This is a genomic window from Streptomyces triticisoli, from assembly GCF_003270085.1.
GTDB classification, from domain to species: Bacteria; Actinomycetota; Actinomycetes; order Streptomycetales; family Streptomycetaceae; genus Streptomyces; species Streptomyces triticisoli.
The window spans coordinates 1-23,619 of sequence record NZ_QFDQ01000193.1 but is presented as its reverse complement, the minus strand read 5'-3'; the positions used below and the strand labels follow the sequence as shown (position 1 = coordinate 23,619).

The following is a 23,619-nucleotide window of genomic DNA, read 5'->3' as shown; positions in this document are numbered from 1 at the left end:
GTCCTGCCGCTTCCGAGCGGCAGGACACACGCCTGTGCGGTCACTGCGCCAGTGCCTCGGCAGGCACTAGGCGGAGGCACGCCGTACCAGTGTCGTCGGCAGGACGACGCTGTCGGGCAGGCCGCCCGCGTCCTCCTCGGAGTCGTCGCGGTCCAGACCGCGCAGCAGCAGGCGGGCCATCAGCCGGCCCATTTCCTCTATGTTCTGGCGGACGGTCGTCAGCGGCGGGTCGGTCTGCTCGGCCACCGGCAGCATGTCGTCGAAGCCGACCACGGCGACGTCCTCGGGCACCCGTAGCCCGCGCTCGCGCAGCACGCGCAGGGCGCCGGAGGCGGTGAGGTCGTTCGCGGCGAACACGGCGTCGAGGTCGGGGCGGTTCTCGAGGAGTTCGCGCATGGCGCGCTCGCCGCCCGCGGGGGTGAAGTCGCTCTCGGCGATCAGCCTGGGGTCGGCGTCGCCCATGACGTCCCGGTAGCCGTCGAGCCGGTCCGCCGCCGAGGTCTGGTCGAGGGCGCCGGTGATGTGCCCGATCCTGCTCCGGCCGAGGCCGACGAGATGCCGTACGGCCTCCCGGGCGCCGCCCCGGTTGTCGCTGTCGACGTAGACGATCCCGTGCGTGCTGTCGCTCCAGCCGGGCCGTCCGCCGAACACGGTGGGCACCCCGGCGCGCTGGATCAGCCCGGGCAGCGGGTCGTCGAGGTGGAGGGAGAAGACGAGCGCGCCGTCGACGTGGCCGCCGGCCAGGTAGCGCCCGACCCGGGCGTGGTCGTCGCGCCCTTCCGTCAGCAGCAGCACGAGCTGGGTGTCATGGGCCGTCAGCTCCTTGCTGATGCCGCGCAGCTGCAGCCCGAAGAAGGGGTCGGCGAAGACCCGGGTCTCCGGTTCGGCGATGACGACGGCGACGGCGTCGTGCCGCTTGGTCACCAGGCTGCGGGCCGCCTGGTTCGGCACGTACCCGAGTTCCTCCACGGCCTGGAGCACCCGCTCGGCCAGCGGCCGTCTGACCCCGTCCCCGCCGTTGACCACCCGGGACACGGTGGCCCGCGACACCCCCGCCCGCGCGGCCACGGCCTCCAACGTGGGGCGCGACGCTGTCTCGGTCACTTCGGCACTCCTCACCGGCGGTTGCGGATCAGGATAGCTCCGGGCCGAAACCGTCAGTGAGTGAGAGCGTTCTCAGCGCTCGTGGGACCCGTGGGGCTGGTGGGGTTGGTGGGGCTCGTACCCAGGGATCGTTCCGTCCGGCTTCTTCACCAGGAACAGGCCCACCATGCCCATGTCGGAGTGGCTCTGCACATGGCAGTGGTACATCCACGCGCCCGCCCCGACGCCCTCCCCCGCGAGCACCTGGAAGCCGAAGGAGTCCGCCGGTCCGACGATCTTGTTGTCGATCACCCGGCTGGGGTCGTCGGGGCCGGTGAGCAGGCCGGTGCGGTTGTCGGCCCAGCGGTGACCGTGCATGTGGAAGGTGTGGTAGTACTCGCCGTGCGTGATCATCACGAACTCGACGCGGTCGCCCACCGTGGCCTCGAAGTCCGGGCCGGTGTGCGGCGGGCGGTTGTTGATGGTCATGTCGTTGAAGACGATCGTGTGCGTGCGGTCCGGCAGGATGTCGCCCTTGCGGCGGACGATCACCGGTCCGTACAGGCCCCTGCGGATGCCGCCGGTGCCGTGTTCGGTGCCGACGACGTGGTCGTGGTAGTGCCAGTAGCCCGCGCTGCCCGCCCGCCAGGTGCCGTCCTTGCGGCGGCCGGGAACGTGGGTGCGCCAGGTGTAGGTGCGGGTGCCGCCGGGTTCCACGTCGCTCTTGTTCAGTGTGGTGCCGTCGCTGGAGATCTCGTAGTCCAGGCCGTGGACGTGCAGGCTCACGGCCACGTCCACGGTGTTCTCGAACTCGATGTGCAGCGTGTCGCCCTCGTTGAGTTCGATGAGCGGGCCGGGGACCGTCGCCCTGCCCTTCTCGAAGCCGTAACCCATCTGCCCGTCGGGGAGCTTCTCGGCGTACATCCTGATGTGTTTCACCTCGCCGCCGGCCGGCGCGGTGCGCGGCGGTGTGGCGGCGGTGTCCGCGGCCTCGGCCTCGGCCCCGGAAGCCAGGGACAACGATGTCGCTACGGCCGCGCCGCCCAGCAGCACCCTCCGGTTGAAGCCGCGTCTGTCCATGGCGGACCCTCAACTCCCCATCCGATCACGGAAGTTACTCGGACTCCGCGAAAGGTACCGGCCCTCCGGCCGTTTATCCACACTCAGGACAAAGTTCGTTGAACTACGGCCGTACCTATTGGCGGGTCATGCAAAGGGGTCTAGCTTCCTTGGCGTTTGCTGCGACCGAGGAGGGATGGGTGACCACATGCGGTCCACATCGCATCAACGGCCCATGTACTTACGTGCGTTGAGCAGGAGGTCACGGCCGGGACGGGTCTGGGCGGCCGCCGTCGCCGCGGGTGCCGTGGCGGCCGGGCTGCTCTCGGCTCCCGCCGCGAGCGCGCGCCCGGATCCGGGGACGGCTCTGGCAACGATGTCGGTCAAGTCGCCGCCGGGCGGTTCCAACGCAAGGGTGCTGATCTTCCACGGTTCCGCCGCGGCCGGGGACGAGTCGCCGGTGGTGAACGCCGGGATCGAGGCGATCGAGAGCATCGGCCTGTCCGGACCGGCGCAGGAGCGTTTCAGGGTCGAGGCCACCGACGACGCCTCGGTCTTCACCAACGCCACCAGGCTCGGCCGCTACAACGCGATCGTGTTCCTGACCGGCGGCGGCGATGTCCTCGACCCCGGCCAGGAGGCCGGACTGGAGGCCTACATGGAGGCCGGCGGCGGCTTCGTCGGCATCCATGACGCGGCTCGCGCCGAACCCTACTCCGACTGGTTCACCGGACTCATCGGCGCCCGCCCGGCCGCCTCCGGTCCGACGACCGTCCAGCGGGCCACCGTCGAGGTCGGCGACCGGCAGCACCCCGCGACCAGGGAGCTGCCGCTGGAGTGGAAGCGTGCCGACCGGTGGCTCAACTGGGCCAAGAACCCGTCCGGCACGGTGCACACCGTGGCGCGGGTGCGCGAGTCGACGTACCAGCCGGGAGCGGGCGCGGCCGGCTGGGACCATCCGGTCAGCTGGTGCCGCGACTACGACGGCGGCCGTTCCTTCTACACCGGCATGGGCGGCACCGTGTCGTCGTACGACGAGACGGACTTCCGCGGTCATCTGCGCGGCGCCCTGCTGTGGACCACCCGGCTGGCGCAGGCCGACTGCAAGGCGACGATCACCGCGAACTACCGGGCCGAGCGCCTCACCCGGCCCAACCAGCCCGGGCAGAACGACCAGATCGGCGAGCCGCACGGCCTGGTCACCGCCCCCGACGGCCGTGTCCTCTACATCGGCCGCGGCGGCGCCGACTCCTCCCGGCCGGTGGTCACCGACTGGAACGACCCGGACGTCGGCAAGGGCAGGGGACAGGTCCACGTCTACGACCCGAGGACCAAGCAGGTCACCCTGGCGGGCGAGTTGACGGTCTTCGGCAACAAGGGCGGCGGCGACGAGCTCACCAAGGTCGAGGAGGGCCTCCTCGGGATCGAGCTCGACCCCCGCTTCGAGCAGAACGGCTGGGTGTACCTGCACTACACACCCCACTCGCGGCTCGACCGCGACACACGGATCGCCGAGCGGCGCGTCTCCCGCTTCACGCTCGACCCCGCCACCGACAGACTGGACCTGAGCAGCGAGAAGGTGCTGCTCAGGTGGCCGGTGCAGGTGCACAGCTGCTGTCACGCGGGCGGTGGGATGACCTGGGACTCCCGGGACAACCTGTACATCGCCACGGGCGACACCAACTCCAGCGGCTTCAGCGGTGGTTACTCCGGCAACAACCCGCAGCCCAGCTACCAGGGCGTGTCCTTCGCCGACGCCCGCCGCACCGCCGGCAACACCAACAACCTCAACGGCAAGATCCTGCGCATCCACCCGGAGCCCGACGGCACCTACACGATCCCCGACGGCAACCTCTTCACCGGCAAGGAGACCGCCGAGGGCGGCGGCAAGACACGCGGCGAGATCTATGTGATGGGAGTCAGGAACCCCGCGCGCATCTTCGTCGACCAGAAGACCGACGTCCTGTACGCGGGCTGGGTCGGCCCGGACGCGGGCGAGCCGTCGCCGACCTGGGGTCCGGCCAAGTACGACACGTTCGCCGCCATCACCCGGGCGGGCAACCGCGGCTGGCCGTACTGCATGGGCGACAAGCAGCCCTACCGCGACCGCAACCTGCCCGACCCGTCGAAGCCGCTGGGCTGGTACGACTGCGACCACCCGAAGAACGAGTCCCCGAACAACGACGGCCTGGTCAACCTCCCGCCGGTCACCGGCAACAACATCTGGTACTCGCCCCAGGGCGGCGGCCCGGACTACCCGCGCGACGCGAACGGGGTCCCGTCGTACCGGAAGGAGGAGGCCACCTACCGGCTGCCGTGGCTCAAGGGCGGCGGGCAGGCCGCGATGAACGGCCCGGTCTACCGGTACGACGGGTCGGACACGAGTACGGTCAAGTGGCCCTCGTACTGGGACGGAAAGTGGTTCGTCGGCGACTTCTACGACGCCGACCAGCCACGCAACGCCGTCCTGATGGACCCGAGGACGCTGGGCGACGGCGGGCTGCCGGTGCACTCGGAGTCGCTGAAGAAGATCGTGCCGGTCGGCAACGACGGCATCAAGAACCTCATGGACTGGAAGTTCGGTCCGGACGGCGCGCTGTACGTCCTCGACTACGGCCGCGGCTTCTTCACCTCGGACGCCAAGTCGGCGCTGTGGCGCGTCACCTACACGGGCGGCGGACCGACGCCGGCCGCCGACCAGCTGGCGAGGGGGACGGCACAGTGACCCGTCGAGTGCGTCAACGAGGAATGTGGACGGCCCTGTTGGCAGCCCTGCTGATGGTGCTGGGTCCGCAGACGGCGTCCGCCGCCGGACAGGCCGGCGCTCCGGCCCGGACGGCCGCCGCCCAGGTGCTCACCTGGACCGCCGGCGACGACATCACCCGGTACACCTCGGCGCCGGCGACGGCGGTGGCGGGAGCGGCGACGATCGTCTTCGAGAACAGCGCGGCGACCGGCAACACCACGGGGATGCCGCACACCCTGACCTTCGGCACCTCCGACCCCGAGTACAACAACGACGTCCGGCTCAACATCCTCGCCGCCCCGTACGACGACCGGGGCGGCCGTCACACCGCCGAGGTCGTCCTCACCCCGGGCCGCTATTTCTACCACTGCACCATTCCCGGCCACGGGCAGATGCAGGGCGTCCTGGTGGTGACCGAGGGCGGCGGCCCGGACACGACGGCGCCGGAGACGTCGGCGACCGTGGAGGGCACCCGGAACGCGCGGGGAGAGTACGTCGGCGCGGCGAGCGTGACCATCGACGCGACCGACGGTGGAGGGTCGGGAGTCGACCGCGTCCAGTACGCCTTCGGCACGACGCCGGACGACTGGCTGCCGTACACCGCCCCCGTCGTCGTGGACCAGGTGGGCACCCACACGATCCACTACCGGGCCACGGACAAGGCCGGCAACGTCTCCGCGGACAGGAGCGTGCAGTTCACGGTCGTCGCCCCGCCGTCGGACGACACGACACCGCCGGAGACCTCGGCGACGGTCAGCGGCGAGCGGAACACAGACGGCGCCTATGTCGCCATGGCGACGGTGACCGTCTCGGCCTCCGACACCGGTTCCGGGGTCAACACGATCGAGTACGCGGCCGGCTCCGGCGCCTGGCAGCCGTACACCGCCCCGGTGATGGTGCATCAGCCCGGCACGCACACCGTGCGCTACCGGGCCACCGACAAGGCGGGCAACGTGTCGGCGGAGAAGAGCGTGGAGTTCACCGTCGTCGCCCCGCCCGCACAGGACACCACCCCGCCGGTGACCGGGGTGACCGTCGACGGCACACGGAACTCCGACGGGGCGTACGTCGGTTACGCCAAGGTGACCGTGAGCGCGGCCGACGAGGGCGGCTCCGGGGTGGCGGGCGTCGAGTACTCGCTCGACGGCGGGCCGTACGTCGCCTACACCGCGCCGGTGTTCGTCGACCGTGCCGGCCGCCACACCGTGGCGTACCGGGCGAGCGACAGGGCCGGCAACACGTCCGAGCCGCGGACCGTGAGCTTCGCGGTCGTGGCGGGCGGCGGGGTGCCCGCGCCCAACTGCCCCGAGTACGACGAGCGGTTGACGGTGATCGTCGGTACGGTCGACTCGGGCGTGCCGAACCGGATCACCGACAGCCGGTGCCGGATCGGCGAGTTGATCGAGGACGAGAAGGAGTGGACGTCCCAGGCCCTGTTCCTCAAGCACGTGAAGACGGTCCTGGACCGGCTCCTCAAGGAAGGGGTCCTCGACCGGCGGGAGTACAAGGCCGTCCAGCAGGCCGCCCGCCAGTCCGGCATCGGCACGCCCGGCCGGACCACCGGGTACCGCACGATCCTCGACGGCAGCGCGGCCTCCTTCGCCCAGTGGGAGCAGGCCGGCGGCGGTTCGTTCGCGCTGAACCCCGACGGTTCGATCACCAGCGGCACCACCAGGGACGGCCTGGGCATGCTGTGGTTCCCGCAGCGCAAGTACGGCGACTTCTCGCTGCGCCTCCAGTGGCGTGACGACGCTCCGGGCGACGGCAACGCCAACTCCGGTGTCTTCGTACGGTTCCCGTGGGTCCACGACCATCCGGAGGAGTCGCGGCCGGAGTGGGTCGCCATCAAGTACGGGCACGAGGTGCAGGTGCTCGACCGGCCCGACGGGGACATGTACAAGACCGGTTCGGTCTACGGCTTCGACCGGGTGGGGCTCGCCGGGGCCGGCGTCACCCAGAAGGGCACCTGGAACGACTACGAGATCCGCGTGGTCGGCCAGCACTACTCGGTCCACCGCAACGGCGTGCTGATCAACGAGTTCGACAACATCGGCGGCCAGGACTTCTCCCCGCCCCGCCCGGACGACCCGGGCACGGACGGGCGGCGGTTCGCCTCCGGCCACATCGGACTCCAGGTGCACGGCACGACGGACGTGGTCTCCTACCGGGACGTACGGATCAAGGAGCTGTAGGAACCGGGGAAGCCGAAAAGGCGCGAACCGGAAAAGACGGAGGGACCGGCCGTCAGGAGACGGCCAGTCCCTCCTCTTCGCCCGGCTGTGCTCAGGGCTTCATCAGCACCTTGACGGCGCCCTCCTGCTTGCGCTGGAACATCTCGTACGCGTGCGGCGCGTCCGTCAGCGGCACGCGGTGCGTGGCGAAGTCGTCGACGCCGAGCGGGTCCTCGTCCGTCAGGTAGGGCATGATCTCGTCGCTCCAGCGGCGGACGTTGGCCTGGCCCATCCGCAGCTGGATCTGCTTGTCGAAGAGCGTGAGCATCGGCATCGGGTCGGCCGAGCCGCCGTACACGCCGGAGAGGGAGATCGTGCCGCCGCGGCGCACCAGCTCGATGGCGGTGTGGAGGGCGGCGAGCCGGTCCACGCTGAAGCGTTCGGCGAGCGGTCCGCCCAGGGCGCGCGGCATCACCGCGGCGGTCTGCTGGACGAGCCGGGCGACCGCGCTGCCGTGCGCCTCGGTGCCGACCGCGTCGATCACGGCGTCGGGGCCGCGCCCTCCGGTCTCGTCGTGGATCGCGGCGACCAGGTCCTTCTCGTGGTGGAAGCCGCGCAGGTCGTAGGTTTCCACGCCCCGCCGGCGCGCCCGGGCGAGCCGCTCCGGGACCAGATCCACGCCGAACACCCTTCCGGCGCCGCGTGCCTTGGCGATCCGGCACGCCATGTCGCCGATGGGCCCGAGGCCGAGCACGGCCACGGTGCCGCCGCGCGGTACGGCGGCGTACTCGACCGCCTGCCAGGCGGTGGGCAGCACGTCGCAGAGGTAGAAGAACCGGTCGTCGGGCGTGCCCTCGGGGACCTTGATCGGGCCGTAGTGCGCCTGCGGCACGCGCAGGTACTCGGCCTGGGCGCCCGGCACGGCGCCGTACAGGCGGGTGTAGCCGAACAGGGCCGCGCCCATGCCCTCGCTGGTGACCTGGGTGGTCTCGCACTGGGTCTGCAGGCCCGCGGAGCACATGTAGCAGTGGCCGCAGGAGATCTGGAACGGTACGACCACCCGGTCGCCGGGCTTGAGGTTCGGCACCTCCGAGCCCACCTCCTCCACGATGCCCATGGGCTCGTGGCCGAGAATGTCGCCGGGTGTCATGAACGGGGTGAGCACCTCGTACAGGTGCAGGTCCGAGCCGCACAGCCCGCTCGAGGTGACCCGGATGACGGCGTCCGTCGGCTCCTGGATCTTCGGGTCGGGGACCTCTTCCACTCGAACGTCGCGCTTGCCCTGCCAGGTCACTGCCTTCATCGTGCCGCGTCCCTTCCCTGCCGCGCTCGCATCGCGCTCCCGTGCTTCTGAGCACGGCCCCGGGTACCCGGACCCGAACCGGCGAACCGCAGAGGGCCGAACGGCCCAGCCCGACGCGCGTGATCAAAAATGAGCGGGTATGGCCACTCATGAACGGACAAGTTCACAATCGGAGACAAAGAGAGAGGGACGGGGGCCATATGGCGGGCTTGGGACGAAGATCGCGGGTGCGGCGCGCCGTGACGGCGGGGCTGCTGCTGTCGGCCCTGGCGGCGGGGTGCACGGCGCGGGGCGGCGGTGCCTCCGAGGACGGGCGGGGCGCGGGGGAACGCACGAGGAGCCCGTCGTCGGCACCGGCACGGAGCCCGGAGCACGCCGGTCCGGTACTCGTCGTCAAGATCGACAATGTGGCGCCGGCCCGCCCCCAGACCGGCCTCGACGCCGCCGACATCGTGTACGCCGAGCAGGTCGAGGGAGGGCTGAGCCGGCTGATGGCCGTCTACGCCACGAAGCTGCCCCCGGTCGTCGGGCCGGTGCGCAGCGCGCGCGAGTCCGATCTGGAGCTGCTGCGCCAGTTCGACCGCCCCACGCTCGCCTTCTCCGGCGCACAGCACAAACTGCTGCCGCTGATCGACAAGGCCCCGCTGTCCGCCGAGACGCCCGACAAACACCCGGACGCCTACTTCCGGGGCCCCGGCCGGGCGGCCCCGCACAACCTCTACCTGCGCCCTGACCGGCTCCTGACCTCCGCACCGGGCGCGGACGCGCTGACCACCGGCTTCCACTACGGCCCCGCCCCGGCCGGCGGCCGTCCCGAGACCTCGCGCACGGTCCGCTACCCGGCGGCCCGGTTCACCTTCACCTGGTCCGCGCGGCTCCACGGCTGGCAGGTGGCGATGGACGGCAGACCGGCCGTCACCGCCGGCGGCAAGCAGGTGGTGGCCGCGACGGTGGTGGTGCAGCACGTGAAAGTGCGCAGGTCGGGCCTGCACGACTCGCTCGGCAACCACACCCCGTACACCGAGACCGTGGGGTCCGGGACGGCGGAGGTGCTGCGCGACGGGCGGGTCCACGACGTCACCTGGAAGCGGGCGCGGGCGGCGGACGGCACCGAGTTCACGGCCGCCGACGGCACACCCGTGAACTTCGCCCGGGGCCAGGTCTGGGTGGTCCTCACCGGCCGGTGAGGCGCATGTGTCAGGGCTGCGCTTCGTCAGGGCTGCGCGGCGAGGGGCTCCGCCGGGTTGCGCAGCCCCTCGGCCGCGTCCGCGACGCGCCGGATGAGGTCGCAGAAGAGGGCCTGCTCCTCGGCGTCGAGCGGTCCCAGGAAGACCTGGTTCATCCTGGCCGTGCGCACGGTGAGCTTCCGGTGGGTGCGCTCCCCCTCCTGGGTCAGCCGCAGCAGGAAGCGGCGGCCGTCCTGCGGGTCACGCACCTTGTCGAGCAGCCCGCGGCGGCCGAGCCGGCTGATCACCTCGGCGACGGTGGACCGGTCGAGGCCCACCCGCTCCCCCACCGTGCGCTGGTCGAGCCCCGGCTCGGCGACGAGCGCGTTCAGGACCGCGAACTGCGGCGAGGTGATCTCCTCGGAGACCATCGTGTTCCACAGCAGGTAGTGCGCCTGCTGCAGCCGCCGGGCCAGGTGCCCGGGGTGGGTCGAGAGGTCCACCGCGGCCATGTGCGCTCCTCGCGTCGGTCCGTCGTTCGGTTCCGTGGTAATTCTGTAGGTGTACTGAACGATACCGTCTGCGGGCCATCGGCCGCCCCGGCATCCATGAGCCACTGACCGGCGGTTTTACCCGGACCTTGACGGTTCACGCATCAAATGGCAGCGTGAAGGGAACCTCGACGAAATAATCAGTGCCCTGACTATTCGGGTGCTGGACGCTCGGCAGAGATGAGGCTTCTTTCGATGGACAAGGTGGTCGCCACGGCCCGGGAGGCGGTGGCCGATGTGCCGGACGGCGCGTCGCTCGCCGTAGGCGGTTTCGGGCTGAGCGGGGTACCGAACGTGCTGATCCAGGCGCTGTACCAGCGCGGGACCGGCGGGCTGGCGGTGGTGTCCAACAACTGCGGCGCGATGGAGTCCGGCCTGGCGGTGCTGCTGGCGGCCGGCCGGATCGCGCGGGTGACCGGCTCCTACATCGGCGCGAACAAGGAGTTCGCCCGCCAGTACCTGGCCGGCGAGCTGGAGGTGGAGCTGATCCCCCAGGGCACCCTGGCCGAGCGGCTGCGCGCCGGCGGCGCCGGCATCCCCGCCTTCTACACCCCGGCCGGCGTGGGCACCCAGGTCGCCCAGGGCGGGCTGCCCTGGCGCTACGACGGTGAGGGCGGGGTGGCGCTGGCCTCGCCGCCCAAGGAGGTCCGGGAGTTCGACGGGGTGGAGTACGTGCTGGAGCGCGGCATCCGCACCGACTTCGCCCTGGTCCGCGCCGCGAAGGGCGACCGGCACGGCAACCTGGTGTTCAACAAGTCCGCCCGCAACTTCAACCCGCTGGCCGCCATGGCCGGCAAGGTCACCATCGCCGAGGTGGAGGAGCTGGTCGAGCCCGGCGCCATCGACCCGGACGCGGTGCACCTGCCGGGCGTCTTCGTGCAGCGGGTGGTCGCCCTGACCCCCCAGCAGGCGGCCGACAAGCAGATCGAGCAGCGGACGGTGAGCAACTGATGGCCTGGACCCGCAACGAGATGGCCGCCCGGGCCGCGCGCGAACTGCGCGACGGCCAGTACGTCAACCTCGGCATCGGCCTGCCCACCCTGATCCCCAACCACCTGCCCGCGGGCGTGGAGGTGGTCCTGGAGTCGGAGAACGGCATCCTGGGCACCGGCCCCTACCCCACCGAGGAGCAGGTCGACCCCGACCTGATCAACGCCGGCAAGGAGACCGTCACGGTCCTGCCCGGCGCTTCCTTCTTCGACTCCGCGCTGTCCTTCTCCATGATCCGCGGCGGTCACATCGACGTCGCCGTACTGGGCGCCATGCAGGTCTCCGCCGGCGGCGACCTGGCCAACTGGGCCGTCCCCGGCAAGATGATCACCGGGATCGGCGGGGCGATGGACCTGGTCCACGGCGCCCGCACCGTCCTGGTGGTGATGACCCACACCGCCAAGGACGGCTCCCCCAAGGTCCGCCAGGAGTGCACCCTGCCGCTGACCGGCAAGGCGTGCGTCGACCGGATCATCACCGACCTCGGCGTCCTCGACGTCACCCCCGACGGACTGCTGCTCGTCGAGACCGCCCCCGGCGTCACCGTGGAGGAGGTCATCGCCAAGACCGACGCCGAACTGACCGTCGCGGAGGACCTGAAGTGAAGGACGTCTACCTCGTCGATGCCGTACGCACCCCGGTCGGCCGCTACAACGGCGGCCTGGCGTCGGTGCGCCCGGACGACCTCGCCGCCCACGCGATCCGTGAACTCCTCGCCCGCACCCCGGAGCTGGACCCGGCCCGGATCGAGGACGTGTACTTCGGCAACGCCAACGGCGCCGGCGAGGAGAACCGCAACGTCGCCCGTATGGCCGCGCTGCTGGCCGGCCTGCCCACCACGGTGCCCGGCGTGACCGTCAACCGGCTGTGCGCCTCCGGCCTGGAGGCGGTCGTCCAGGCCGCCCGTGCCATCGCCGTGGGCGACGCCTCCATCGCCGTGGCGGGCGGTGTGGAGTCCATGACCCGGGCCCCGTACGTCCTGCCCAAGTCGGAGAGGCCGTTCCCGGCCGGGCACGCCGAGCTGTACTCCACCACCCTCGGCTGGCGCATGGTCAACCCGAGGATGGACCCCCAGTGGACCATCCCGCTGGGCGAGTCCGCCGAACTCATCGCCGACAAGCACAAGATCAGCCGTGAGCAGCAGGACGAGTTCGCCCTCGCCTCCCACCAGAAGGCGGCCAAGGCGCAGGCCGAGGGCCTGTTCGACGCCGAGCTGGCCGCGGTGACGATCCCGCAGCGCAAGGGCGACCCGGTCGTCCTCGCCGCCGACGAGTGCGTACGGCCCGACGCCTCCCTGGCCGCGATGGCCAAGCTCAAGCCGTCCTTCCGCAAGGAGAACGGAAGCGTCACCGCCGGCAACGCCTCGCCCCTGAACGACGGCGCCGCCGCCCTGCTCCTGGTGGACGAGGAGGGGCTGAAGGCCACCGGCCGCGAACCCCTCGCCCGGATCTCGGCCACCGGCGTGTCCGCCACCGACCCGCACTACTTCGGGCTCGCCCCCGTCGAAGCGGTCAACCGTGCCCTGGCCAAGGCCGGCAGGACCTTCGCCGAACTCGACGTCCTCGAACTCAACGAGGCCTTCGCCGCCCAGGTCCTGGGATGCCTGGCCGAATGGCCCGAGTTCGACCCCGCGGTCCTCAACCCCCAGGGCGGCGCCATCGCCCTCGGACACCCGCTCGGCGCCTCCGGCGCCCGGCTCGCCGGCACCGTCGCCCACCAGCTCGCCCGCAAGGGCACCGGCACCGGCGTCGCCACCCTCTGCATCGGCGTGGGCCAGGGCCTCGCCCTCGTCCTCGAACGCTAAAGGAAGCGTGAGGAAATCCCATGACTCTCACTCAGCACGACATCGACCAGGAGATCGCGGCCGAACACGCCGCGTACGAGAAGCGCGTCGCCGACGGCGCCCCGGTCGAGCACCACCCGCGCCGCGACTACGCGCCGTACCGCTCCTCGGTGCTGCGCCACCCCCGGCAGCCGCTGGTCGCCATCGACGTCAGCAAGGACCCGGAGCTGGTCGAGCTGTCCTCGCCCGCGTTCGGCGAGCGGGACATCACCGAGATCGACAACGACCTCACCCGGCAGCACTCCGGGGTGCCGGTCGGCGAGCGGATCACCGTTTCCGGTCGGCTGCTGGACCGCGACGGGCGGCCGGTGCGCGGCCAGCTCGTCGAGATCTGGCAGGCCAACTCCGCCGGCCGCTACGCCCACCAGCGCGAGCAGCACGACGCCCCGCTGGACCGCAACTTCACCGGTGTGGGCCGTACGCTGACGGACGACAGGGGCTTCTACCACTTCACCACGATCCAGCCGGGCCCGTACCCGTGGCGCAACCACCTCAACGCCTGGCGTCCGGCGCACATCCACTTCTCGGTGTTCGGTTCGGCGTTCACGCAGCGGCTCGTGACGCAGATGTACTTCCCGAACGACCCGCTCTTCGCGCACGACCCGATCCTGCAGTCGGTGACGGACGACGCCGCCCGGCAGCGGCTGGTCGCCACCTACGACCACAGTCTGTCGGTGCCGGAGTTCTCGCTCGGCTACCACTGGGACATCGTGCTGGACGGCCCGCACGCCACCTGGATCGAAGAAGGGCGCTGACCTGCCATGACGAAGATCGACACGAGCAGCCCCGAGAACGTGCTGCCCACGCCGTCGCATACGGTGGGCCCCTTCTACGGCCATGCGCTCCCCTTCAAGGGCGGCGAGGACGTCGCGCCCCTGGGGCACCCGGAGACGGTCACCGTGCACGGGTACGTGTACGACGGCGAGGGCCGGCCGCTGCCGGACGCCCTGCTGGAGGTGTGGGGGCCGGACCCGGACGGCAACCTGCCGGCCGTCGACGGCTCGATGCGGCGCGACCCGGCCTCCGGCGGCTACCTCGGCCGCAACGGCGTGGAGTTCACCGGCTTCGGCCGCATCCAGACCGACGCCGACGGCCACTGGTACGTACGGACGCTGCGGCCCGGCGCACGCGGGCGGAACGCCCCCTACCTCAGCGTGTGCGTGTTCGCCCGCGGGCTGCTCGTACACCTGTTCACCCGGATCTACCTGCCCGGTGACGCCGCGCTGGCCGACGACCCGCTGCTCGCCCAACTGGACGAGGAGCGACGCGGCACGCTGATCGCGGTGCGGGAGGACAGTGGGGCGTACCGTTTCGACATCCGCCTTCAGGGCGAGGGCGAGACGGTCTTCCTGGAGTTCCAGTGACACCTCCCCCTGCCGGTCCCCTGCCCTTCGAGGCCGATACCGGTCTGCTCGGCCCCGGCTGGGCAGGCTCCCCCGCCGCGTCCACGACCAGCGACTCCGCCTATCTGGCGGCGCTGCTGGACGCGGAGGCCGCCCTCACCCGGGCCCAGGCCGCGCTCGGCCTCGCCCCGGCGGGGGCGGCTCAGGCGGTGACCCGGGCGGCGGATCCGGCCCGCTTCGACGTGGGCGCGCTCGCCGGGCGCGCCCGCGGCGGCGGGAACCCCGTCATCCCCCTGGTGGCGGACCTCACCGAGGCGGTGGGCGAGGAGTACGGCTCCTACGTCCACCGGGGCGCGACCAGCCAGGACATCATGGACACGGCGACGATGCTGGTCGCCGTGCGCACCCTGGACCTGGTCCTGGCCGACCTGGCCCGCACCGGGGAGGCGCTGGCCCGGCTGGCCGCCGAGCACCGTGACACCGTGATGCCGGGGCGGACGCTGACCCAGCACGCGGTGCCGACGACGTTCGGCCTGAAGGCGGCCGGATGGCGGTCGCTGGTGCTGGACGCCCGGGACCGGCTCACCCGGGTACGGGACACACTGCCCGTCCAACTCGGCGGCGCGGCAGGCACCCTGGCGGCCTTCTCGGCGTACGGCGCCGAGGACGCGACCGCGCTGGTCGCGGCGTACGCCCGTGAACTGGGCCTGTGCGAGCCGCTGTTGCCCTGGCACACATTGCGCACACCGGTCGCCGACCTCGCCGGAGGCCTGGCCTTCGCCGCCGGGGCGCTGGGCAAGGTCGCGGTGGACGTACTGGCGCTGTCCCGCACGGAGACCGCCGAACTCGCGGAGGGCAGTGGCGGTGGTTCGTCGGCCATGCCGCACAAGGCGAACCCCGTGCGGTCCACCCTGATCGCCTCCACGGCCCGGCGCGCACCGCAGCTCGCGGCCACGCTGTACGCCTCACTGGCGGCGGAGGACGAGCGGCCGCCCGGTGCCTGGCACGCCGAGTGGGAGCCGCTGCGGGAACTGCTGCGGCTGGTCGGCGGCGCCGCCCGGGACTCCGCGGAGCTGACCGGGGGGCTGCGGGTGAACGCGGACGCGATGCGCGCGCACCTCCACCTCACCCACGGGCTGATCGTCTCCGAGCGGCTGTCGGCCGAACTGGCACCCGTGCTCGGCCGCGCCCGCGCGAAGGAACTGCTCACCGAACTCGCCCGCCGCTCCTATGCCGAAGACCGCGGCCTCGGCGAACTCCTGGCTGAACAGCCCGACTTGAAGGACAAGGGCATCGAGCTGGACGAGCTCACCGACCCCGCCCGCTACACGGGTGCCGCAGCCCCCCTCACCGACCGTGCTCTGGAGCGACGTTGACTCTGAACCACCTTGCCGAAGGCCCCGCTTCCGCTGCCCCGCTGCTGCTCGGGCCGTCGCTGGGCACCTCGTACGCGCTGTGGGACAAGGTCGCCCCCGAGCTGTCGATCTCCCACCGGGTGGTCCGCTGGGACCTGCCCGGGCACGGCGGTTCGCCGGCCGGGCTGATCGGTCCGGGTGCGACCGTCGGTGACCTCGCCGGTCTGGTGCTGGCGCTCGCCGACTCGCTCGGTATCGAGCGGTTCGCGTACGCGGGGGTGTCGCTGGGCGGGGCGGTGGGTCTGCACCTGGCCGTGCACCACCCCGAGCGTGTCGACTCGCTCGCCGTGCTCTGCTCCTCGGCGCACTTCAACGGCGCCCAGGCGTGGCAGGAACGGGCCGAGCGGGTCCGCCGGGACGGGCTGGACTGGCTGGCCGAGGGCGCCGACGCGCGGTGGTTCGCCGGTGACTTCACCGTGCCGGAGCTGGTCCGCGACCACCGGGAGGCGGACCCTCAGTCGTACGCCGCCTGCTGCGACGCGCTGGCCGCCTTCGACCTGACCGACCGGCTGCCGGAGATCACCGCGCCCACGCTGCTGATCGCGGGCCGCGAGGACCCGGCCACCCCGCCCGCTCATCTGCGGCAGATCGCGGACGCGGTGCCGGGCTCGGCGCTGGTCGAGATCCCGGGTGCCTCGCACCTGGCGCCCGCGCAGTGCCCGGAGGCCGTCCTGGCGGCGCTGCGCACCCACTTCGACGGTGCTCCCCGGCGGGGCATGGAGGTGCGGCGCGAGGTGCTCGGCGACGCGCACGTGGACCGGGCGCAGGCCCGGCAGACCCCGTTCACGGCCCGCTTCCAGGACTTCATCTCGCGCTACGCCTGGGGCGAGATCTGGACCGATCCGACGCTGACCCGCCGCGAGCGCAGCATGGTCACCCTGACGGCGCTGACCGCGCACGGCCACTACGACGAACTGGCCATGCACGTACGGGCGGCCCGCCGCAACGGGCTCACCCCCGAGGAGATCGGCGCGGTGCTGCTGCAGAGCGCCGTGTACTGCGGGGTCCCGGCGGCCAACTCGGCGTTCGCGGTGGCCCAGCGGGTGCTGGCGGAGGAGCCCGGCGAGGGCTGACCCCGGCAACCCGGCGAGGGCGGCTCGGCAGCCGGTGCGGGCTGACCCCGGCAACCCGGCGAGGGCTGACGACGGCGCCTCGGTGCGGACGGCTCCGCAGCCTGGGCGGACGGCTCCGCAGCCGGTGCGGGCAGCACCGGGTCGGCTCCCGGCACAGGGGCAGAGCCGACGGGCACGTACTGCGGCTCGCCGCCGGCGCGCCCGCCCGCATCTCCGAGGCCGGCCCGGCCGCAGCCGCCCCGGCTTCGCCGGTTCGGAGCCGATCCGCGGCCGGTGCCCCGAGGCACGCGGTGCGGGCGGCGCGGCGAGCGGTGACCAGCTGCTCAGTATGCCGACTACCGCAGACCGTGCTCCGAGTCCAGAACGTGCCGGGCCCGGGCCGCCAGGCCGTCCGCGCCGCAGGAGTCGGCCAGTGCCAGGCCCCGCTGGAGTTCGGCGGCCGAGCGGGCGGCGATGCCGAACTCGACGCGGGCGGCGGCGTGTTCGTACTGGCAGGGGGAGGCCTCCAGGTAGGTGACGGCCTGGGCGGCCAGGTGGACCGCGCGCCGGCCGGTCTCCAGGGCGGCGGCGCAGCGCAGGGCCTCCCCTATGGCGGTGTCGGTGCCGAACCGCTCGGCCTGGCGGCGGACGTCGGCGGCGAGCCGCCCGGCCCGGGCGGGATCCTCGGTGGCGAGCGCGCGGGCCAGGTCGGCCGCCCAGGGCACCGTGACCGGGTTGTGGTGGCCGCGGGCGGCCGCCGCCTTCTCGGCCGCCTCCAGCTCGTTGACGCCCTCCTTGGTGCGGCCGAGGGCGAGCAGCAGCCTGCCGCGCACGCTGCGCGGGTCGGGGATGATGATGGTGGACGGGTAGGGCGGGGCGAACTCGTACCGCTCGGCGGCCTCCCAGGCCTCCTCGACGTGGCCGCGGGCGAGCAGGGTGTCGACCAGGTTGCAGGTCGCGGTCCAGTGCAGGGGCAGTCCGCGGCCGACCCGTTCGGCGAGCCGCACCGACTCGCGCAGCGCCGTCTCGGCCTCTCCCAGCCGGCCGCGCCTGCGGTGGCAGAGGCCGACGTAGGCGTGCGCGAGGGCGAGGTGGCCGCCGCTCCAGCCCGCGCTCTCGTAGGCGCGCGCCGCTTCGGTGCAGAGGGCCTCGGCCCGGTCGAGGCGGTCGCTGTAGGCGTAGGCGGCGGTGAGCATCAGCAGCAGCTCGATGCCCCATTCGGTGTCGGTCCAGCCGAGTCCGGGCGCGAGGCGGCCGTTGACGAGGGCGCGGTCGCACAGTTCGACGACCTCCTCGGCGCTCTCGCCACGGGTCATGGCGTCGAAGCCGCGCAGGATCAGCAGGGCACGCTCGGCGTTGTCGCGCCCGGTGCAGCCCGCGGCGAGTCCGGCGAGCCGCTCGGAGCGGTCCGGCGAGATCGCCTCGCCGGCGTGCAGGCCCTCCCACATGTACTGCACGGCCTGCAGCCGCAGCCGGGTGGGCCCCGGTTCGTGGCGGGCGGCCTCCGCCTCCACCGTGCGGACGGCCTCCTCCAGCTGGTTGTTGTGGAGCAGGGCCTCGGACAGCCGCCATACGGCGTCCACGCGGGTGCCGCTGTCCAGGCCGGGCATGCTCAGCGCCCGCTGGAGGTGCTCGATGGTGGTGGCGGGCGCGGTCAGGAGGGTCGCGCAGCCCAGCTCGTGGAGCACACGCGCGTGCACCTCGGGGGCCGGCGGTTCCAGCAGGGCCCGCTCCAGGCAGCGGCGGGCCGCGTCGGAGGCGCCGACGGCGAGGTGTTCGCGGGCCGCCTGACGCAACTGCTCGACGAGTTCCTCGTCGTCGTCCGGGTGGACCTGGAGGAGGTGCCGGGAGGCCGCGGCGGCGCCGAGTCCGGAGTCGGTGACGACCTGGGCGGCGATACCGTGCATGGCGGTGCGCAAGGCGTCCGGTATGGAGTTGTAGACGGCGGTGGCGATCAGCGGGTGCACGAACTCCAGCTCGCCGTCCCTGCCTCGCGCGGTCGCCGGGTCGGGTTCGGTGAGGATGCGGGCGTCGCGCAGCAGTCGGGCGCAGCGTGCGGCGTCGTCGCGGCCCATGGTGGCGAGCCGGGCGACCAGGTCCACGGTGATGTCGGTGCCCAGGATGGCGGCGGCCCAGGCGAACCGGGTGGCGTCGATGCCGAGTTCCTCGAGGCGGGCGACGAGGCCGCCGCCGCGGGCGGAGCGGTTCAGGGCACGCAGTTCACCGGCCCGGGCCTCGACCGGTTCGAGCTCGCTGTCGCGCACCTTGGCGAGGAGTTCGACGGTCTCGTAGGGGTTGCCGCCGGTGACGGCCCACACCTCGCGGCAGAACGGGGCGTCGGCGTGCGGGCCGAGGTTGGTGCGGGTGAGTCCGGCGGTGGCCTCCGGGGTGAGGGCGCTCAGATCGCTGACGCCCGCGGCGGCGACGGCCGCGTCCAGGCTCCGGGTGCCGTCCCCGTCCGTCGCCGAGGGCCGGCGGGTGACGACGACCAGCACGGACAGGTCGTCGAGGCGTTCGGCGAACGCGGCGAGCCAGCGCAGGGTCTCCTCGTCGGCCCAGTGGGCGTCGTCGATCAGCAGCACCAGCGGCCACTCGCGCTTGGTCAGCCGGCGCACCGCGGCGACCAGGCCGTCGCACACGCCCTGCGGGTCGGCCTGCCGGCCCCCGGGCTCCGCGATGCCGAGGGCGGGGCCGGCGATGTCGTACCAGTCGCCGAGGTACTCGCGGGCCTCCTCGGGCATCATCGACACGAGCACCGGCTGCAACAACTGCCGCACCACGTTGAAGGGGACGGACCGGAGGGTCTCGCCGCCGCGCGCCGACCACACGGTGCAGCCGTGCTGCTCGGCGATGCGCCGCACCTCGGCCAGCAGGGCGGTCTTGCCCAGTCCGGCCTCTCCCTGGAAGACCAGCAGCCCTCCCGAGGACGAACGGTCGGCGCACAGGACATCGACCGCGCGCTGGACGGTGGTGATTTCCTCGTCGCGCTCCCACAGGGGAGCCGAGGCGGCCGAGCCCGGCCGTACCTCCGTCATCCCGCTACCTCCCAAGTCGCCCGGTGGCGTGCACACTTCGAGCGTAGCCGCCGAGCGGCCGCGACGGAGAGGGTCTTCGTGCCTGTTGCCATGATGGGTGACCTGCGGTACGGAAGGGCGACGGGGCGGGCCCGTGACCAGTGCGGGCGGAGGCGGGAAGTCAACAGGCGTACGGCGGGGGCGGGCGGCGAGGCGGGAACGGACCGGGTCCGGGACCGGATCCGGGACCAGCTCCGAGACCGGTTCCGGTCCCGGATCCGGGTCCCCTCATCGGGCTTTCACCCGCGCCTCATACGGTGGGGGCATGACGCAGGCGACTCCTCCCGGGTGGTACCCCGACCCGGGGCAGACAAGTGACGGCCCCGCCACCGAGCGCTGGTGGGACGGTGAGGCGTGGACGGACCGGATCCGCCCGGCAGGGCCGGCGGCCGCATGGGGTCCCCCTGCGCAGCCGTCGGCGGCAGGGCCGCACCCGACACATCCGGCGCATCCGGAACATTCAGGCCACCCGGGATATCCCGGCTTTCAGGTTCAGCCGCCGGTCTCCTCGCGCCGCGGTCTGCGCACCGGCGTCGCCATCACCCTGGCCGTGGCGGTGCTGGCGAGCATCGGCGTCGGTGTGTACGCGCTGAGCAAGGACGGCGGCGGCAGCGGCAGCCGGGCCGAGTCGCAGCAGGGGCCGGGCGACCGGGGCGGCGGTCCGGGCGGGTCGGGTGGGTCCGGGGGCTCCGGCGGGTCCGGTGACGGCCGGTCGGAGCCGCCGAAGATCAGGAGCGGTTCGGTGACCGACGCGCTCAGCGGCATCAGCCTGCCCATACCCGACGGCTGGTACGGCCAGCAGTTCGCGGTGGGCGCCCAGGTCACCTCCAGCGACGCCTACAAGTGCCCCGGCGACACCGACAAGAGCTGCACCAAGGGCGGCGCCTACTCGGCGCCCGCGATCGCGCTGGGCACCCGGGGCCGTACGGCGGAGGAGGTCGCCAAGGCCGACATCGCGGCGAACGCCGAGGAGTCCTACGGCGGCACGGCCTACGGCGGGATCACCTCGCACCGGGTGCTGGCTTCCGAGGCGGTGACGGTGGCCGGGCAGAAGGGCTACCTGGTCCGCTGGAAGGCCATCACCCGCGAGGGCGCCGACGGCTATGTGGAGTCGCTGGCCTTCCCCTCGCCGGCGAACGCGCGGCAGCTGGTCGTCGTACGCTTCGGCGTGGACGTGGGCCAGAAGCAGTCCGTGATCGACGAGATCACCCGGGGCATCAAGGCGAGTTCGGGCGGCGGCAGCGGCCAGAACGTCTGATCCACCCCGGACCTTCGAATCGCCCCGGACCCACGTCGGCCGGGTGGGGCGCCCCTCCGCTCCAGGGGTACCCCACCCGGCCGGGGTGCGCGCCGCCCCCGTCCCCACGGTGCGGCGCGAGCAGATCACCGTCCGGTCATCCCGTGGACGGCGACCTGAGCCGTGAACCGAGGCCGAGCGCGGGCAGCACCGCGGCCTCCACGAACCGGACCAGATAGTCCGGGTCGGCGTACTCCCCCTCCAGCACGGGCCGGACGCGCAGGACGCCGAACAGCTGCGCGGGCACGAAACTCCAGCGCCGGGTTGCCGGCATCGACCTCGCCGCGCTCCACCCCGCGCCACAGGATCTCCCGCAGCGCGGCGACCTCCGGCTCCACGAGCGTCTCGCGCAGCGCCCGCTTCAGCTCGGAGTCCGTCGTGATCGCGTGCCCGAGCACCTGGAGGAGGCGGGCGTCCTGGCCCGACCACTCCCCCGCGGTCCGCGCGACCTGCCGCAGGTCCTCGGCGAGCGAGCCGGTGTCGATGCCGGCGAAGCGCGAGCGGCTGCTGGAGCGGAGGGCGGCCGCCACGAACCGCGGCTTGCTCCGCCACTGCCGGTAGAGCGTGGACTTGCTGCACCGGGTGGTGGCGGCGACGCCCTCCATGGTGACGGCGTCGTAGCCGCACTCGCGGACCTGCTCGAGCACGGCGTCGAAGAACTCCTGTTCACGCTCGGGAGTGAGCCTGGAGCGACGCGGGGCGACCACCGCCTCCGGTCGGTCCACGGCCTGCGACGCCATCGCTCCCTGCTCCTCACTCGTGTCCAGGGGGCTTGGTGCCCGCTCTCCTGCGGCGCAACCCCATCGATACGCAAGCGTACTGGTACGGGAACGCATCGGTACGCCACCGTATCGACACCAGGGCTGTTCCATGAGGGCCGGAGCGTCCTTCCTGTCCTCGGGAGAGGTTGCGGCATGTGATCATGGTCCCTACCAGGCTTGCGCAGTGGGCGAGTTGAGGACGTCACCGGGGAGGATGGCCGACGTGAGACACGTTGCCGACACCGTCCTCGCCGTGCGCACCGCGCGGGACGGCCGGGAAGATCTGGAACGCCGCCTCGCCCTCTTCGGGCACCGGCGCGGCCCGCACTGCTGACGGCATGGGAATCCCACCGGCGCCGAAGCGCCGTGCGCCGGACAAACGGGGGCGCCCGTCCGCGGTTGCGCACGTGCGCGATTCACGGAGCACTCGTACGGGGAAGCGAGTGCCGGGTGCCCGGGGTGCCGCACCGACACGTGGACACCGACGGGTGGAACGGGCCGAGGCAACAGCGGTCCGGCCACGCACCGGACGTACCGGGCGGGCGGTCGCGCCCGCGAGAAGCCGCCCGCACCCTGCCGTGGTGCGGCTGCGGCGGGCCTGGGACCGGCCGCTGACCGCCTACTACCTGGTGGCGGGCAGTGCGGTGCTGCTCGCCGTCCTGGGGCTGGTGATGGTGTTCTCCTCCTCGCAGATCCAGGCCCTGCGCCAGGGTCTGCCGTCGACGTTCTATCTACGGCAGCAGGTCGTGGCCGCGGCGATCGGCACCGCCCTGGCGCTGTCGGCCGCCCGGATGCCGGTGGAGAGGCACCGGTGGCTGGCCTATCCGCTGCTGGGCGGATCCATACTGCTGCTGGCGCTGGTGCAGGTGCCGGGGCTGGGGCTGGGACGGACCGTCAACGGCCAGACCAACTGGCTTTCCCTGGGCGGCCCGTACGTGGTGCAGCCCGGTGAGTTCGCCAAGGTCGCGTTCCTCGTGTGGGGCGCGGACCTGCTGGCCCGCAAGCAGCGGCACGGGCTGCTGGACCAGTGGAAGCATCTGCTCGTACCACTGGTGCCCGGCGCGCTGCTGCTGTCGGGACTGCTGATGCTCGGCGGCGACATGGGAACCGCGGTCGTCCTGTGGGCGGTGCTGTTCGGTCTGCTGTGGCTGGCCGGTGCGCCGCTGCGGCTGTTCGGGGCCGCCCTGGCGGGCGCGGGGCTGCTCGCCGCCGCGCTGATCACCACCAGCGCGCACCGCATGTCCCGGTTCGCCTGCCTCGGCGCGAGCGACCCCGGCCCGGACGACCAGTGCTGGCAGGTGGTGCACGGTCTGTACGCGCTGTCGACGGGCGGCCCGTTCGGCAACGGAATCGGTGCGAGCATCGAGAAGTGGGGTCAACTGCCCGAGCCGCACACCGACTTCATCTTCGCCGTCGTCGGGGAGGAGCTCGGGCTGGCCGGCACCCTGTCCGTGCTGGCCCTGTTCGCGGCGCTGTGCGCGGGCGGCCTGCGGATCGCCGACCGCAGCACCGACCCGTTCGTCCGTCTGGCGGCGGGCTCCGTCGTCACCTGGTTCGCGGTCCAGGCCGGCATCAACATCGGCGGGGTTCTCGGGCTGGTGCCGATCGCGGGCGTACCCCTGCCGCTGTTCTCCTACGGCGGCAGCGCGCTGGTCTCCGCCCTGTACGCGGTGGGTCTCCTGCTCGCCGCGACCCGCGGTGAACCCGCGGTCCGCGCGGCCCTGGCCGGCCGCGAGCGCCGCCTGCGCCCGGCCTGGCCGCGTCG

Annotated in this window: 17 protein-coding genes and 1 pseudogene; 12 read left to right on the top strand and 6 right to left on the bottom strand. The window is 72.6% G+C overall.

Going from position 1 to position 23,619, the window contains the following annotated elements; translation table 11 throughout:
* Nucleotides 1-66: 66 nt before the first annotated feature.
* Both DEP02_RS24985 and DEP02_RS24980 read right to left on the bottom strand, forming a co-directional pair.
* Nucleotides 67-1,104, bottom strand: coding sequence for a LacI family DNA-binding transcriptional regulator (locus DEP02_RS24985; RefSeq protein ID WP_112469941.1), 1,038 nt, complete (start codon nucleotides 1,102-1,104; stop codon nucleotides 67-69).
* A gap of 72 nt (nucleotides 1,105-1,176) precedes the next feature.
* A complete protein-coding gene (locus DEP02_RS24980) occupies nucleotides 1,177-2,163 on the bottom strand; it encodes a multicopper oxidase domain-containing protein (protein WP_112469940.1) in 987 nt (328 codons plus the stop codon).
* A 214-nt stretch (nucleotides 2,164-2,377) separates the two neighbouring features.
* Between DEP02_RS24980 and DEP02_RS24975 the strand changes: the two genes are divergently transcribed.
* Both DEP02_RS24975 and DEP02_RS24970 read left to right on the top strand, forming a co-directional pair.
* Complete coding sequence (locus DEP02_RS24975; protein ID WP_112469939.1) at nucleotides 2,378-4,867, top strand: ThuA domain-containing protein; 2,490 nt, start codon at nucleotides 2,378-2,380, stop codon at nucleotides 4,865-4,867.
* Between the two features lie 23 nt (nucleotides 4,868-4,890).
* Nucleotides 4,891-7,080 carry an OmpL47-type beta-barrel domain-containing protein gene (locus tag DEP02_RS24970; RefSeq protein WP_112469938.1) on the top strand — a complete coding sequence of 730 codons (2,190 nt, stop codon included), beginning with the start codon at nucleotides 4,891-4,893 and terminating at the stop codon, nucleotides 7,078-7,080.
* Between the two features lie 91 nt (nucleotides 7,081-7,171).
* Here the strand turns inward: DEP02_RS24970 and DEP02_RS24965 are convergent, their stop codons facing one another.
* Nucleotides 7,172-8,362: a zinc-dependent alcohol dehydrogenase gene (locus DEP02_RS24965; RefSeq protein WP_112469937.1), complete on the bottom strand. Its 1,191-nt coding sequence runs from the start codon at nucleotides 8,360-8,362 to the stop codon at nucleotides 7,172-7,174.
* Between the two features lie 200 nt (nucleotides 8,363-8,562).
* Here DEP02_RS24965 and DEP02_RS24960 point away from each other — a divergent pair, with 200 nt between their 5' ends.
* Nucleotides 8,563-9,549 carry a DUF3048 domain-containing protein gene (locus DEP02_RS24960; protein WP_112469936.1) on the top strand — a complete coding sequence of 329 codons (987 nt, stop codon included), beginning with the start codon at nucleotides 8,563-8,565 and terminating at the stop codon, nucleotides 9,547-9,549.
* Between the two features lie 26 nt (nucleotides 9,550-9,575).
* Here the strand turns inward: DEP02_RS24960 and DEP02_RS24955 are convergent, their stop codons facing one another.
* Nucleotides 9,576-10,040 carry a MarR family winged helix-turn-helix transcriptional regulator gene (locus tag DEP02_RS24955; RefSeq protein WP_112469935.1) on the bottom strand — a complete coding sequence of 155 codons (465 nt, stop codon included), beginning with the start codon at nucleotides 10,038-10,040 and terminating at the stop codon, nucleotides 9,576-9,578.
* 234 nt (nucleotides 10,041-10,274) lie between these two features.
* On the opposite strand from DEP02_RS24955, the gene DEP02_RS24950 reads away from it, so the two are divergent.
* Genes DEP02_RS24950 through pcaDC form a run of 7 tightly spaced genes read left to right on the top strand, consistent with a single transcriptional unit; the run spans nucleotide 10,275 to nucleotide 16,743 of the window.
* Nucleotides 10,275-11,030: a CoA transferase subunit A gene (locus DEP02_RS24950; protein ID WP_112469934.1), complete on the top strand. Its 756-nt coding sequence runs from the start codon at nucleotides 10,275-10,277 to the stop codon at nucleotides 11,028-11,030.
* Entirely contained in the window at nucleotides 11,030-11,674 is a 645-nt protein-coding gene (locus DEP02_RS24945; RefSeq protein ID WP_112469933.1) for a CoA transferase subunit B, read from the top strand. The genes DEP02_RS24950 and DEP02_RS24945 overlap by 1 nt, the downstream gene beginning before the upstream one ends.
* Nucleotides 11,671-12,873, top strand: coding sequence for a thiolase family protein (locus DEP02_RS24940; RefSeq protein WP_112469932.1), 1,203 nt, complete (start codon nucleotides 11,671-11,673; stop codon nucleotides 12,871-12,873). The genes DEP02_RS24945 and DEP02_RS24940 overlap by 4 nt, the downstream gene beginning before the upstream one ends.
* A 20-nt stretch (nucleotides 12,874-12,893) precedes the next feature.
* Nucleotides 12,894-13,667: a protocatechuate 3,4-dioxygenase subunit beta gene (gene pcaH, locus DEP02_RS24935; RefSeq protein WP_112469931.1), complete on the top strand. Its 774-nt coding sequence runs from the start codon at nucleotides 12,894-12,896 to the stop codon at nucleotides 13,665-13,667.
* Between the two features lie 6 nt (nucleotides 13,668-13,673).
* On the top strand, nucleotides 13,674-14,276 hold the full coding sequence (pcaG, locus tag DEP02_RS24930) for a protocatechuate 3,4-dioxygenase subunit alpha (RefSeq protein WP_112469930.1): 603 nt from the start codon (nucleotides 13,674-13,676) through the stop codon (nucleotides 14,274-14,276).
* The gene (gene pcaB, locus DEP02_RS24925) at nucleotides 14,273-15,631 is read left to right on the top strand and encodes a 3-carboxy-cis,cis-muconate cycloisomerase (protein ID WP_112469929.1); all 1,359 of its coding nucleotides are present in this window, start codon (nucleotides 14,273-14,275) and stop codon (nucleotides 15,629-15,631) included. Before pcaG ends, pcaB begins: the two co-directional genes overlap by 4 nt.
* Entirely contained in the window at nucleotides 15,628-16,743 is a 1,116-nt protein-coding gene (gene pcaDC, locus DEP02_RS24920; RefSeq protein WP_112469928.1) for a bifunctional 3-oxoadipate enol-lactonase/4-carboxymuconolactone decarboxylase PcaDC, read from the top strand. Before pcaB ends, pcaDC begins: the two co-directional genes overlap by 4 nt.
* A gap of 335 nt (nucleotides 16,744-17,078) precedes the next feature.
* Here pcaDC and DEP02_RS24915 read toward each other — a convergent pair whose 3' ends face one another.
* Nucleotides 17,079-19,757 (bottom strand): ATP-binding protein, encoded by a 2,679-nt coding sequence (locus DEP02_RS24915; RefSeq protein WP_112469927.1) that lies wholly within the window; start codon nucleotides 19,755-19,757, stop codon nucleotides 17,079-17,081.
* Nucleotides 19,758-20,061: 304 nt separating this feature from the next.
* On the opposite strand from DEP02_RS24915, the gene DEP02_RS24905 reads away from it, so the two are divergent.
* Nucleotides 20,062-21,054 carry a DUF2510 domain-containing protein gene (locus tag DEP02_RS24905; protein ID WP_112469926.1) on the top strand — a complete coding sequence of 331 codons (993 nt, stop codon included), beginning with the start codon at nucleotides 20,062-20,064 and terminating at the stop codon, nucleotides 21,052-21,054.
* Nucleotides 21,055-21,190: 136 nt separating this feature from the next.
* On the opposite strand, the pseudogene DEP02_RS24900 reads toward DEP02_RS24905, so the two are convergent.
* A pseudogene (locus DEP02_RS24900) lies at nucleotides 21,191-21,833 on the bottom strand (TetR/AcrR family transcriptional regulator).
* 359 nt (nucleotides 21,834-22,192) lie between these two features.
* On the opposite strand from DEP02_RS24900, the gene DEP02_RS24895 reads away from it, so the two are divergent.
* A partial coding sequence (locus tag DEP02_RS24895) for an FtsW/RodA/SpoVE family cell cycle protein (protein ID WP_112469969.1) occupies nucleotides 22,193-23,619 on the top strand: 1,427 nt, incomplete at its 3' end.